This is a genomic window from Bacteroides sp. HF-4919, from assembly GCF_018860125.1.
Genome location: NZ_JAHKNF010000005.1, coordinates 282,826 through 296,674 on the forward strand (window position 1 = coordinate 282,826; position 13,849 = coordinate 296,674).

Annotated in this window: 14 protein-coding genes; 9 read left to right on the plus strand and 5 right to left on the minus strand. The window is 41.7% G+C overall.

The features are described from left to right. The first annotated feature begins 1 nt into the window (after position 1). On the plus strand, positions 2 to 952 hold the full coding sequence (locus KO473_RS11005) for a glycosyltransferase family 4 protein (RefSeq protein WP_005821051.1): 951 nt from the start codon (positions 2 to 4) through the stop codon (positions 950 to 952). A gap of 170 nt (positions 953 to 1,122) precedes the next feature. Continuing rightward, positions 1,123 to 1,443: a DUF202 domain-containing protein gene (locus KO473_RS11010; protein WP_005821050.1), complete on the plus strand. Its 321-nt coding sequence runs from the start codon at positions 1,123 to 1,125 to the stop codon at positions 1,441 to 1,443. Between the two features lie 9 nt (positions 1,444 to 1,452). Here KO473_RS11010 and KO473_RS11015 read toward each other — a convergent pair whose 3' ends face one another. The 5 genes from KO473_RS11015 to KO473_RS11035 all read right to left on the minus strand — a co-directional run bounded on the left by KO473_RS11015 (position 1,453) and on the right by KO473_RS11035 (position 7,068). Beyond that, entirely contained in the window at positions 1,453 to 2,397 is a 945-nt protein-coding gene (locus tag KO473_RS11015) for a YihY/virulence factor BrkB family protein (protein ID WP_005821049.1), read from the minus strand. A gap of 1 nt (position 2,398) precedes the next feature. After that, positions 2,399 to 3,844 (minus strand): alpha-amylase, encoded by a 1,446-nt coding sequence (locus KO473_RS11020; protein WP_005821048.1) that lies wholly within the window; start codon positions 3,842 to 3,844, stop codon positions 2,399 to 2,401. A 163-nt stretch (positions 3,845 to 4,007) separates the two neighbouring features. Then, a complete protein-coding gene (locus KO473_RS11025) occupies positions 4,008 to 5,009 on the minus strand; it encodes a beta-ketoacyl-ACP synthase III (protein ID WP_005807475.1) in 1,002 nt (333 codons plus the stop codon). A gap of 326 nt (positions 5,010 to 5,335) precedes the next feature. After that, positions 5,336 to 6,346: a GGGtGRT protein gene (locus KO473_RS11030; RefSeq protein WP_005780364.1), complete on the minus strand. Its 1,011-nt coding sequence runs from the start codon at positions 6,344 to 6,346 to the stop codon at positions 5,336 to 5,338. Between the two features lie 20 nt (positions 6,347 to 6,366). After that, a complete protein-coding gene (locus tag KO473_RS11035; protein WP_005780363.1) occupies positions 6,367 to 7,068 on the minus strand; it encodes an iron-sulfur cluster assembly scaffold protein in 702 nt (233 codons plus the stop codon). A gap of 239 nt (positions 7,069 to 7,307) precedes the next feature. Between KO473_RS11035 and KO473_RS11040 the strand changes: the two genes are divergently transcribed. The 7 genes from KO473_RS11040 (at position 7,308) to KO473_RS11070 (ending at position 13,772) form a co-directional block, all read left to right on the plus strand. Beyond that, the gene (locus KO473_RS11040; RefSeq protein WP_005780362.1) at positions 7,308 to 7,712 is read left to right on the plus strand and encodes an HsmA family protein; all 405 of its coding nucleotides are present in this window, start codon (positions 7,308 to 7,310) and stop codon (positions 7,710 to 7,712) included. A gap of 248 nt (positions 7,713 to 7,960) precedes the next feature. Further along, positions 7,961 to 8,461, plus strand: coding sequence for a DMP19 family protein (locus tag KO473_RS11045; protein ID WP_005821047.1), 501 nt, complete (start codon positions 7,961 to 7,963; stop codon positions 8,459 to 8,461). A gap of 82 nt (positions 8,462 to 8,543) precedes the next feature. Further along, positions 8,544 to 9,347: a hypothetical protein gene (locus KO473_RS11050; RefSeq protein WP_005780360.1), complete on the plus strand. Its 804-nt coding sequence runs from the start codon at positions 8,544 to 8,546 to the stop codon at positions 9,345 to 9,347. Positions 9,348 to 9,378: 31 nt separating this feature from the next. Beyond that, positions 9,379 to 9,921, plus strand: a complete 543-nt coding sequence (locus KO473_RS11055; RefSeq protein WP_005780359.1) for a Yip1 family protein — start codon at positions 9,379 to 9,381, stop codon at positions 9,919 to 9,921. Between the two features lie 9 nt (positions 9,922 to 9,930). Beyond that, the gene (gene smpB / locus KO473_RS11060) at positions 9,931 to 10,383 is read left to right on the plus strand and encodes an SsrA-binding protein (RefSeq protein WP_005780358.1); all 453 of its coding nucleotides are present in this window, start codon (positions 9,931 to 9,933) and stop codon (positions 10,381 to 10,383) included. A gap of 19 nt (positions 10,384 to 10,402) precedes the next feature. Then, positions 10,403 to 13,153, plus strand: coding sequence for a methionine synthase (metH, locus tag KO473_RS11065; protein WP_005821045.1), 2,751 nt, complete (start codon positions 10,403 to 10,405; stop codon positions 13,151 to 13,153). Positions 13,154 to 13,166: 13 nt separating this feature from the next. Beyond that, the gene (locus KO473_RS11070; RefSeq protein WP_122130637.1) at positions 13,167 to 13,772 is read left to right on the plus strand and encodes a nitroreductase family protein; all 606 of its coding nucleotides are present in this window, start codon (positions 13,167 to 13,169) and stop codon (positions 13,770 to 13,772) included. Positions 13,773 to 13,849 lie beyond the last annotated feature (77 nt).

Consider the following 13,849-nt stretch of genomic DNA (forward strand, 5'->3'; position numbering starts at 1 on the left):
TATGTATTATCTGCTAATCTTAGTTCTGCTATTTTTGGCAGAACTTTTTTATTTCCGTATTGCTGATAAATGTAATATTATTGACAGGCCAAACGAGCGGAGTTCACATACCCGTATTACTCTGAGAGGTGGAGGAATCATTTTCTATTTGGGTGCATTGACTTTTTTCCTGACGAATCAGTTTGAATACCCTTGGTTTATACTGGCTTTGACCTTGATCACTTTTATCAGTTTTGTAGATGATATCCGTTCTACTTCACAGGGTTTGCGTTTAGTCTTCCATTTTACGGCAATGGCCCTGATGTTCTATCAATGGGGATTGTTCAGTTTACCTTGGTGGACGTTGCTTGTCGCTCTGATCGTCTGTACGGGGATTATCAATGCCTATAACTTTATGGATGGCATTAACGGCATTACCGGCGGGTATTCATTGGTTATCCTGGTTTCTTTGGCATATGTAAATGCGGAAGTGATCTCCTTCACAGAACAGAATTTTATTTATACGATGATTTGTTCTGTGTTGGTGTTTGATTTCTTTAATTTCCGTAAGAGAGCGAAATGCTTCGCCGGTGATGTGGGTTCGGTTAGTATAGCTTTTGTAGTCCTGTTCCTGATTGGGAGTTTGATTCTTCAAACGAAAGATTTCAGCTGGCTTGTATTGCTTGTTGTGTACGGGGTGGATAGTGTGTTGACGATCGTACACCGGTTGTTACTACATGAAAATATTGGTTTGCCTCACCGGAAACATTTGTATCAGATTATGGCTAATGAATTGAAGATTTCTCATGTAACTGTATCATTGACTTATATGTTCGTGCAAGCCATGGTTGTGGTAGGATATCTGGTATTACGAGAGCATGGATATTATTATTTATTAGGGATTATCTTACTGTTGGGTATGTTATATCTTCTATTTATGAAGAGATTTTTCTATTTACATAAATCTAATTAATCAGTTATGAAAAATATAACAGAAAATGATTTTTAATATGCAGTAGATTGGTTGGAATTGGAGAGGCTATCAGTGGTGTTTTTGTTAATTGAGATTCTGTTTTGGGGAACTATTCTTTTCTATCTTTGTTTTTAAAGAAAAACGTATAGAACACAATTTCCTCAATATCTATGTTGACATTTACCGATAACTTTGAGAATGATAAAGAGTTGATACTCCGTGATCATTTGGCACTTGAAAGAACAAAGTTGGCCAATGAAAGAACCTTGTTTGCATATATCCGCATGGCACTTTATCTCCTGACTGTAGGAGTAGGGATCTTTCAAGTTGAAAGTATCTCACGTCTGCATGGGCTGGCGTGGGTGTGTATTATGGCCGGGATCATTTTATTCTTTTTAGGCTTTGTCCGCTTCGGGCAGATGAGAAAGCATCTGAAACAGTATACGAAAACATGTCGTGAGGCTGAGAGTAAGTCATTGCAGGAGAAGTAATCCCTGTTCTCAATCATCCAATCCGATTGGTTTGTTTTCGTGTATTTCTATGGTTTTGGTGGCTACCGCATATTCATCGGGAAAAATCTTACCACCCATTTCGTTTGCCCATGCTTTGGTGAACTCTGCGCCTGTATATATGATGATGGAAGAATAATAAATCCACGTAACGAAAACGACCATGAATGCTGCTGCTCCGTAAACGGTTCCTACGTTTGCAATCCCTATATAAAATGAGATTCCCCATTGACCTACCAGTAGCAGTAATGTGGTCACAATCGCTCCAATAAAAACATCTCTGCTTTTTATTTTGGCATCGGGCAATATTTTGAAAATCAATGTGAAAATGATGGCCGTTACACCTATATTTATAATGATTCCTACTACCTGAACCAATGACCCGGCTATTTCGGGATAATTAACCATAAACTTTTTACTCAATTCTCCGATGATGCTGGTGATGGTAAATGTAACCAGAAGGATGAAAGCAAATACAAGTATTATGGAAAAAGAGAGTATTCTGTTTTTGATAAACTTGAGCCAGCTTTTTTTAGGAACAGCTTTTATTCCCCAAATTGTGTTCAATGAACTTTGTATCTCTGCAAAGATGGTGGTAGCACCGAAAATAGAAATGCCTAAGCTGACAATGGCAGCAGATCTGGAAGAATCTGTATGTTCTGCATTTTCTATAATGGAGCGAAGTGCTCCGGTAATTTCCGGTCCTACAATGGGCTGTAACTGGACATAAAGCTGGTTGGCCAAATCCATATGGAAAAAGACTCCGACAGTGACCAGGAGAGAAAGAAAAGGGATAATTGAAAACAATGTCGCATAAGCCAATGAAGCGCTCAGCCTCATAACGCTGTCGTCTATAAATCCCCAAACTGTATCTTTTATTATTTTGAACAGTAGGGGTAAACTAAGCTTTTTCTTTCTCTCCGAATGAATTTCCATTTTAATTTTTCTTTATCCAAACGGCAATATTACGGGCATTAACAGAGAATTTTCCGTTTCCTTTCTCATCTAAAGTGACCTCTTCGGGAATGCTTCCGGTGATTTCATGCCATACTTCACCTTTATGTTCCTCACCCGGCTTCATCATTTTGCTACCGGCTTCATCATTTGACATTAAGAAGACCAGACCGGAGCCAGTATGTTCTTTATCTCCCATACGGATGAAACCAATGGTAGAAGGATGGTCGAAATATTCGATCTGATCACCGTAGGCATATTTTCGCCTTGCATTCAGTAAAATATCAATGATCGGGGCATGGGGAGACTTTTCGCCTTTTACACCATAATAGTCTCCATAGAACAGGCAGGGATAACCGTTTTTCATCAATAATATCAAACCATAGGCCAGTGGCTTGAACCAGTCCTCTATTTGTGATTCTAACGAACTGCCCAATTGTGAATCGTGATTGTCGACAAAGGTGACTGCTAAATCGCAATGATGTTCGACCAATGTGCCCTTCAAGATATTCTGCAAATCATAATTTTTGCCTTCTTGTGAAGCCTGAAACATATTGTAATGTAACGGAACATCAAATAAGTTGACTTTATGGCCCACAGATTCTATGTATGCATCGAGTGTTTTCAGATCTCCGTTCCAGTATTCACCTACAGCGTAAAAGTTGTTTCCTCTTTCACTCCTTACCGCATCCAGAAATTGTGCGATGAACTTATCCTTCATGTGCTTGATGGCATCCAAACGCATTCCGTCAAGGTTCAGTTCTTTGGAAACCCATTTTCCCCAGCGATTCAGTTCGGCAATTACTTCCGGATGATCCAGGTCGATGTCGTTACATAACAGGAAATCATAGTTTCCATTTTCGCTATCTACACCCTCGCTCCATGCTTTGCCTTCTCCTTGTATCTGGAAGATGCCGCTCCGCTTTTTGGCATCGTCAAAACCGGTTCCGGAGAAATGATACCAATGCCATTTGAAATCAGAATATTTATCCTTACGTCCATGGAAACTATATCCGGTCCAGCTTTGTATCTCGAATGGCTTTCCCAATCCTTGGGTTCTGTCATGGGGATCGACTTCTACAACCATAAATTTTTCAGTGAAATCACCTCCGGCTTTATGGTTGAGTACTACATCCAGGTATACTGAAATATGGTTTTTATGTAACTCGTCGATCGCTTCTTTCAATTCATCTTTTGTGCCATACTTCGTTCTTACGGTTCCTTTTTGTTCGAACTCGCCAAGATCATACAAGTCATAGGTTGCATAACCTTCATCTTGTTGCTCGTCGGCTTTATAAGCAGGCGGAATCCAAACTGCTGTCACACCGATTTTATGTAGATGTGATGCGTCTTCTTTTAATTGTTTCCACAACTTTCCATCGTTAGGCAGATTCCATTCAAAATACTGCATCATTACGCCATTTTCCATCATCTTAATGCATTTAATTATCAGCAAATAACAAAAAAAAGCGGCATAAGGTTCCTTTGTATTTGCCAAAAAGCACTTTTGGCTATTTTGCTTTAAAAAGCTATCTGATGTTGATGGTGGCGTGATTATGACTTTCTGTGGCTAAGCTTGTGTACTGGTGGCGTTATTTATTTCCGTCATATCCCCATTTCACGTAGACGGCTCCCCAGGCAAATCCGGCTCCGAAAGCGGTAAAGATCAAATTATCACCTTTTTTGAGCTTATCTTCGAAATCCCATATACATAATGGAAGTGTGCCGGCACTGGTGTTGCCATAGCGTTCGATATTGATCATGACTTTTTCTAATGGCATATCCAGGCGTTGGGCGACAGCATTGATAATGCGCTGATTGGCTTGGTGGGGAATAACCCAGTCGATTTGGTCTTTCGTTAGCTGATTTCTTTCGATAATCGATTCACAAGCATCTGACATATTGGCTACAGCATATTTGAATACTGTACGGCCTTCCTGATAGAGATAGTGCATGTGATTGTCTATCGTAAAATAAGAAGGAGAACATACGGAGCCGCCGGCTTTCATATGTAAAAAAGGGAGTCCTTTGCCGTCTGTTCTTAAAACAGAATCTATAATGCCTAAATGATCCGTAGTAGGTTCCAGTAAAAAAGCTGCTGCACCATCACCAAAAATAGGACAGGTGGCGCGATCGGTGTAATCTATCACCGATGACATCTTATCGGCACCAACTATGATGACCTTTTTGTATCTTCCCGAACGGATAAAGTTGGCTCCGGTCTCCAGAGCATATAAGAAACCACTGCATACTGCCTGCATATCAAAGGCGAATGCATTTTTTAATCCCACTCTTTCACACAGAATGGAAGCTGTTGAAGGAAGCCGATAATCGGGAGTGGTTGTAGCGACAATTACCAGATCGATGTCATCCGGATGGCTTTTTGTACGTTGCATCAATTGCTTCACAGCCTTACGTGCCATGTATGAAGTGCCAAGACCTTCTTCATTCAGAATACGTCTTTCCTTGATGCCGATACGCCCCATGATCCATTCATCGGTGGTATCTACAATTCTGGATATCTCATCATTAGTCAGGATGTAATCGGGTACATATCCTCCAACTCCTGTAATTACTGCATTGATTTGTTTCATTAACTTTGTCTAAATAAGTAAGTTCTTAAGTGGGGGAAGTATAAAATGACTCCGAAAACTTACGACTTTTCGGAATTGCATCTAAAATACCGGGCGCAAATATACAGAAAAGAAAGACTTATTCTATATTTTGTAATCTAAATGCATTGATTTTCGTAGTGAGATTAGGATAAGTTATAATACTGAAAATAGAATTAGGGAAATGATAGAGAAAAGGAGAGGTGTTTTTTGTTTAAAAAGGAAGAAATAATCTATTCTGATTTATACAATAAAAAACTCCTGCAATCATATGACTGCAGGAGTTTGTCAATATAGAATGGCTTAAATTACTTTGCCAAAGCCTGAGCTACGTCAACTGCACAAGCTACTGTACATCCTACCATCGGGTTGTTACCAATTCCCAGGAATCCCATCATTTCTACGTGAGCAGGAACTGAGGATGAACCGGCGAACTGAGCGTCTGAGTGCATACGACCCATAGTATCTGTCATACCGTATGAAGCAGGACCAGCAGCCATGTTGTCCGGGTGAAGAGTACGACCTGTACCACCACCTGAAGCTACTGAGAAGTATGGCTTACCGGCCAATACACGTTCTTTCTTGTAAGTACCTGCAACCGGGTGCTGGAAACGAGTCGGGTTAGTAGAGTTACCTGTGATAGATACGTCCACGCCTTCTTTCCACATGATGGCTACACCTTCACGTACATCATCTGCACCATAGCATTTTACTTTTGCACGAGGACCGTCAGAGTAAGCAATTTCACGTACTACTTTCAGTTCGCCTGTGAAATAGTCAAACTGTGTCTGAACATAAGTAAAGCCGTTGATACGAGAGATGATCTGAGCAGCGTCTTTTCCAAGACCGTTCAAGATACAACGCAGAGGTTCTTTACGTACTTTGTCTGCTTTTGCAGCGATTTTGATAGCACCTTCGGCAGCAGCGAAAGATTCGTGACCTGCCAGGAAAGCGAAACATTTAGTTTCTTCACGCAACAACATAGCAGCCAGGTTACCATGACCGATACCAACCTTACGGTCGTCGGCTACAGAACCCGGGATACAGAATGCCTGCAGACCGATGCCGATAGCTTCGGCAGCGTCAGCTGCATTTTTGCAACCTTTCTTGATAGCGATAGCAGCACCTACTACGTAAGCCCACTTAGCATTTTCAAAACAGATCGGTTGAGTTTCTTCACACGTTTTATAAGGATCAACTCCAGCAGCTTCGCAGATAGCGTTAGCTTCTTCGATGTCTTTGATACCGTTAGCGTTCAAGGCTTCGATGATGCCTTTGATACGGCGGTCCTGACTTTCAAATTTTACTTCTCTAATCATAATTTCTTTTCCTCCTTATATTATTCGTGACGTGGATCAATGTGTTTAACAGCTCCCTGTTCTGCAGTGAAGCGTCCGTAAGTACCGGTAACCTTCTTCAATGCTTCATTCGCATCAGTACCCTTCTTGATTTCGTCCATGAATTTACCCATGTGGACGAATTCGTATCCGCAGATTTCATCGTTTTTGTCAAGAGCAATTGTCTTGATGTAACCTTCTGCCATTTCAAGGTAACGAGGACCTTTAGCCAAAGTACCGTACAATGTACCTACCTGGCTACGCAGACCTTTACCCAAGTCTTCCAGACCTGCACCGATGATCAGACCACCTTCTGAGAAAGCTGACTGAGTACGTCCGTAAACGATCTGCAGGAAGAGTTCGCGCATAGCAGTGTTGATGGCATCACAAACTAAGTCTGTGTTCAATGCTTCGAGGATAGTTTTTCCCGGGAGGATTTCAGCAGCCATAGCAGCTGAGTGAGTCATACCTGAACAGCCGATAGTTTCAACCAGAGCTTCCTGGATGATACCTTCTTTTACGTTCAGAGTCAGCTTACATGCACCCTGCTGAGGAGCACACCAACCCACACCGTGTGTCAGACCTGAAATATCAACAATTTCTTTTGATTTTACCCATTTTCCTTCTTCGGGTATGGGAGCCGGTCCATGGTTAGGACCCTTCTTTACAACACACATGTGTTCCACTTCGTGTGAATAAGTCATAATTAGCTCTTTTTTTTAGTGATATAATTAAAAATACGTAGTCACGATTCTCAAATCGCTCACAAAGGTAGTCGTTTTATTTGTTTTTGCAAATCGGGTTTTATTACTTTTTTATGAAAAGGAAAAATAGAAATTTCAGTTTCGTTAGATTGTAATGTGGAGATGACATTTTAGATAATCTTTATTTTGTTGAACTATTACTCTGATTCTTTGTTTCTTTTGAGAAAAATTGATTGGTTATGAATTTGAATGAAGTAGATATACATTATTTAATAGCAGCCATTTGTGTGATAACCTCTGCATTGGTGTTTTACACAATAGGAGTGTGGGGAGAGCGGTTGCAGAAGAAACTGAAATTTTGGCATCTGGTCTTTTTCTTATTGGGGCTGTTGGCTGATTCTGTGGGAACAGCTTTAATGGAGAATATTGCCCGACTCACACATTTGCATGATGAAATACATACTGTGACCGGCATTATCGCTATCTTGTTGATGTTTGTTCACGCTATGTGGGCTATCTGGACGTATGTAAAAGGGAGTGAAAAGGCTAAAGAACATTTCAATCGTTTCAGTATTGTGGTGTGGTGCATTTGGTTGATACCCTACTGTATAGGCGTATATCTTGGTATGTCGTTGCATCATTGAAAATAACCTTATTTGAGAAAGTAATAAAGCTTCATCTCAGCCGCTAAGATGAAGAATTATCCCGTAAGAGAACCATTGAAGAACTCAGGGGATTATCCCAAAGCAATTGGGGAATTTTTAATTATGGGCTTTAAAAATAGGACAGTTTCTAAAAAACTCTTCAAAAAGCCTTTCTGAACCATATATTTCCGTATTTTTGTTTCCTGATATTTATAAATATAGAATTTACCTTATTATATATAGTGGAAATGATAGAAGTTACGGATGCCTCCTTGCAACAAGCTGCGGGTGAGGGAATGGATGAATTTATCCAGGTGTTTACAGATAAGTATAAAGAAGTGATTGGCGGGGAGCTTACTGCCGAAACAATGCCACTGTTGACAGGAGAGCAGCACTCTTTGTTGGCCTATCAGATTTTTCGGGATGAAGTCATGTTTGGTGGCTTTTGTCAATTGATTCAGAATGGGTATGGAGGTTATATCTTTGATAATCCTTTTGCGAAAGTGATGCGTTTGTGGGGAGCCGAGGATTTTTCGAAGTTGGTTTATAAAGCTAAGAAGATTTATGATGCGCACCGTGTCGATCTGGAAAAAGAGCGTACCGAGGATGAGTTTATGGCGATGTACGAGCAATATGAGGCCTTTGATGATCTTGAAGAAGAATATCTGGATATTGAGGAGGAGGTTACAGCACTGGTAGCAAGCTATGTAGACGATCATTTGGAGTTGTTTGCAAAAATAGTTAAGTGATGGATGCAGTATTTTTTAAGTCTCTGCATTTACTTATTGTGAATTAGAATTTATATCTTTGCAAACTCTAAAAAATAGATTTATGAAACAATTGAAATTAATGGTGTTGGCCTTAACCCTGTTGATGGGTACTATGTTTACTTCATGTATGGATTCCGGAGAAAACGGTCCTCAGCAGTGGGCTGGTGTGGTGAAAGTTAATGATAGAATGGGTTATGTTACGTTTACAGATGCCGCCGGTACGGAACTTATCCCCACTAACACAGTTCCTGTTACTTTGAGTGCAAGAATGGCCTATATTTATTGTCAGGTTGATGAAGGTCAGGACCTCTCGACAAATCCTAAACAGATTAAGGTTACGCTTTTAGCAGATGCGACTGGAATTGATGCTCCTGCAGTTACTACTACGGCTGTCGGTGGTTCGGGAGATGTGACTACTAATGCACCAATTGGTTCATTGAGTTTTGCATCAGGATATTCAACGGTAGCCCCATTCCAGTTTAGTGAAAATACAATTGTATTGCCGGTACTTTACCGTGTGAAAAATGTAAGTACTCCGGAAGATATTAAGAATGAACTCGCTAAACATTCTTTTACTCTGGTTTGTTATACAGATGATATTACTTCAGGTGCTACAGAACTGAAACTCCATTTGCGTTATGCTGTTAATGATGAAACTACTGCTATAGTAGAACGTGCGACACGTACTTCCAGCTTTAAAGCTTATGATATCACTGAATTTTTGAGAGAATATAAGCAGAAGAGTGGACAAGATAAACCAGCCAAAATTATTGTGGTGGCACAGCAGAATGAATACAACAATAAGTTGGACGATACTTCCACTACAGAGAAGGCGTATGAAATAGAATATAAAACCGCTAAATAATTTGAATTACAAAGCATTATTTCAAATAGCAATGTCATTGATTTCCTCTCCGGCCAAGGCCTGGGAGGAAATTCGTTTAGAGGATAGACGGGCAGTTCTTACTGTTTTTGTCTATCCTATGATTGGTTTATGCGGTTTATCCGTATTCATTGGTGCTTTGTGGACCAATGGATGGGGAGGACCGCAAAGTTTCCAATTGGCCATGACGCAGTGTTGTGCAGTGGCGGTAGCTTTGTTCGGAGGCTATTTTCTGGCAGCTTATGCCATCAATCAGATGGGGATAAAAATGTTTGGCATGTCCAATGATATCCCTTTGGCACAGCAGTTTGCAGGCTATGCATTAGTTGTCACCTTTTTGTTGCATATAGTGACCGGATTGCTTCCGGATTTCAGTATTATCGGTTGGTTGCTCCAGTTTTATATCGTTTATGTGGTATGGGAAGGAGCAAGAGTCGTGATGCTGGTGGAAGAAAAGAATCGGTTGCGTTACACCATTTTCTCGTCGATTTTGTTAATACTATGTCCGGCGGTAATACAAGTTGTGTTCAACAAGCTAACAGCTATATTAAATTAAGAAAATAAAATGAAACTGGCTCCTATAAATATAAAGAATAAACGTGCTACTTTCGACTATGAGTTGATTGATACTTATACAGCAGGTATTGTGCTGACAGGAACGGAGATTAAGTCCATCCGTTTGGGAAAAGCAAGTCTTGTAGATACGTTTTGTTATTTTGCGAAAGGTGAATTGTGGGTGAAGAACATGCACATTGCCGAATATTTTTATGGTTCGTATAATAACCATGCGGCCCGACGTGACCGTAAATTGTTATTGAGCAAAAAGGAGCTGAATAAGTTGGAACGAGGGACGAAAGACGCCGGATTTACCATTGTCCCGGTTCGTTTGTTTATTAATGAAAGAGGCCTGGCCAAAGTAGTTGTGGCTTTGGCAAAAGGTAAAAAGCAATATGACAAGCGGGAGGCTTTGAAAGAAAAAGACGACCGCCGCGATATGGACAGAATGTTTAAACGATGATAGGTTTGTACCTTTAGCAATGAAAAGAACTATTCAACAGCTGGTACCTGAACGTATCCTTATATTGGATGGCGCTATGGGTACTATGATTCAGCAATATAATCTTAGAGAAGAGGATTTCCGCAGTGAGCGCTTTGCGCATATTCCCGGTCAACTGAAAGGGAATAATGATTTACTTTGTCTCACGCGCCCTGACGTGGTTCAGGATATACACCGTAAATATCTGGAAGCCGGTGCCGATATCATTGAGACGAATACATTTAGTTCCACCACAATTTCTATGGCCGATTATCATGTACAGGAGTATGTGCGTGAAATCAATCAGACGGCCGTGAAGCTGGCACGAGAAGTTGCCGATGAATATACGGCACTCAATCCCGATAAACCTCGTTTTGTGGCCGGTTCGGTTGGTCCTACCAATAAAACATGTTCCATGTCTCCGGATGTGAATAATCCGGCCTATCGTGCCGTGACTTATGATGAAATGGCCGATGCTTATCAACAGCAAATGGAAGCGATGCTTGAAAGTGGGGTAGATGCTTTGTTGATAGAAACTATTTTTGATACGCTGAATGCAAAAGCCGCTATTCTGGCAGCGGAGCGTGCTATGCAGGCAACCGGGCTTAAAGTACCGGTTATGTTGTCGGTGACGGTTTCTGATACAGGGGGGCGTACCCTTTCCGGTCAGACACTGGAAGCTTTTCTGGCTTCGGTACAACATGCCGATATTTTTTCTGTCGGTCTGAACTGTTCATTTGGTGCAAAGCAACTGAAGCCGTTTTTGGAGCAACTGGCCGCGCGTGCTCCTTACTATATCAGTGCATATCCGAATGCAGGTTTGCCTAACAGTCTGGGAAAATATGACCAGACCCCGGCGGATATGGCACATGAAGTAGAAGAATATATCCATGAAGGTTTGATTAATATCATCGGCGGATGCTGTGGTACTACCGATGCTTATATTGCCGAATATCCCGCGTTGATTGCCGGTGCCAAACCGCATGTTCCGGCTCGTAAGCCGGATTGTATGTGGCTTTCGGGATTGGAGCTGCTGGAAGTAAAGCCTGAAATTAACTTTGTCAACGTTGGTGAACGTTGCAATGTAGCGGGTTCCCGTAAGTTCCTCCGTCTTATAAATGAAAAGAAATACGATGAAGCATTGTCTATAGCCCGGCAGCAGGTGGAAGACGGGGCGCTGATTATCGATGTCAATATGGATGACGGACTGCTGGATGCGAAAGAAGAGATGACAACTTTCCTGAATCTGGTGGCTTCGGAACCTGAAATAGCTCGTGTCCCTGTGATGATCGATTCTTCAAAATGGGAGGTTATCGAGGCCGGCTTGAAGTGTCTCCAGGGAAAATCAATTGTGAATTCCATTTCGTTGAAAGAAGGAGAGGAAAAATTCCTTGAACATGCTCAAACAGTTCGTCAGTATGGTGCGGCTGTAGTAGTGATGGCTTTTGACGAAAAAGGACAGGCTGATACGGCTGCCCGTAAAATAGAAGTTTGTGAACGTGCTTATCGTTTACTTGTAGATAAGATTGGGTTTAACCCGCACGATATCATTTTCGATCCGAACGTGCTGGCTGTAGCAACAGGTATTGAGGAACATAATAATTATGCGGTAGACTTTATAGAAGCAACTGCCTGGATTAAAAAGAATCTTCCCGGAGCACATATCAGCGGAGGAGTAAGTAACTTATCATTCTCATTCCGTGGAAATAATTATATTCGTGAAGCCATGCATGCCGTATTCCTTTATCATGCCATTCAGAAAGGTATGGATATGGGGATTGTAAATCCTGGTACTTCTGTGCTGTATACGGATATTCCGGCGGATGTGCTTGAGAGAATAGAGGATGTGGTATTGAACCGGCGTCCTGATGCTGCCGAACGATTGATTGAACTGGCTGATAAATTGAAGGAGGCTTCGGCAGGTAATGCTGCGGCAGGACAACCGGTGAAGCATGATGCCTGGCGGGACGGTACGGTAGAAGAACGGTTGCAATATGCTTTGGTAAAGGGGATCGGAGATTTTCTGGAAGAAGATCTTGCAGAAGCCTTGCCTCAATATGATAAGGCGGTAGATGTGATTGAGGGACCGTTGATGGATGGAATGAATCATGTAGGCGAGTTGTTCGGTGAAGGTAAAATGTTCCTTCCGCAAGTGGTGAAAACAGCCCGTACGATGAAGAAAGCCGTTGCAATCTTACAACCGGTCATAGAGTCGGAAAAGGTGGAAGGAACCTCTTCTGCCGGAAAGGTTCTGTTGGCTACAGTGAAGGGAGATGTGCATGATATCGGTAAAAATATTGTTTCGGTTGTGATGGCTTGTAACGGTTATGATATCATTGACCTGGGAGTGATGGTGCCGGCTGAATCGATTGTTCAAAAAGCCATAGAGGAAAAGGTAGATATGATAGGCCTTAGTGGATTGATTACTCCTTCGTTGGAGGAGATGGTGCATGTGGCTATGGAGTTGGAGAAAGCCGGACTGGATATTCCATTATTAATAGGTGGAGCAACCACATCCAAACTACATACTGCACTGAAAATTGCTCCGGTATATCATGCACCGGTGGTTCATCTGAAAGATGCTTCACAGAATGCCGGTGTCGCTGCCCGGTTGATGAGTCCGAAATTGAAAGAAGAACTGGCGCAGGAGCTGTCTGGTGAATATCAGGTACTCCGTGATAAGAGCGGTCTGATGAAGCGGGAAACTGTTTCATTGAAAGAAGCTCAAGAAAACAGGTTGAAACTATTTTGATAAAAAAGAATCTATGGGAACAAAGAAAGTGATTTATGCATGGGCGATTGGATTGCTTTGGATGATTTCATTCACTGCTTGTTCATCTTCTTCCCCAAAAGAAGCCCCGTCAACATCCAATGCTGCTTTGGATAATATTTTTGCGCGTAAGAGTGTACGTGCTTATCTGGATAAGGAAGTAGAGAAAGAGAAAATAGACTTGATGTTACGTGCCGGTATGGCTGCTCCGTCAGGAAAAGACCTTCGTCCCTGGGAGTTTGTGCTGGTCACTGATCGGGTTGCTCTCGATTCTATGGCTTCTGCATTGCCTTATGCAAAGATGTTGACTCAGGCTCGTTATGCCATTGTTGTATGTGGTGATGTAGCCCGTTCTTCTTATTGGTATCTGGATTGTTCGGCTGCTGCGCAGAATATTCTGTTAGCTGCTGAGGCTCAGGGATTGGGTGCAGTATGGACAGCTGCTTATCCTTATGAAGACCGCATCCGGGGTGTCCGCAAGTATACGGAGCTTCCGGGAAACATAGTGCCCTTATGTGTGATTCCTTTCGGGTATCCGGCTGCTCTGCAGGAACCTAAGCAGAAATACGATGAGAAGAAAGTTCATTACGAGAAATATTAAACCGTAAATTGATTTTTCTGAAAGCTGCCCTGATAAAAAGAGGCGGCTTTTTTATTTTTGTTCCTTTTCTTTTTTTA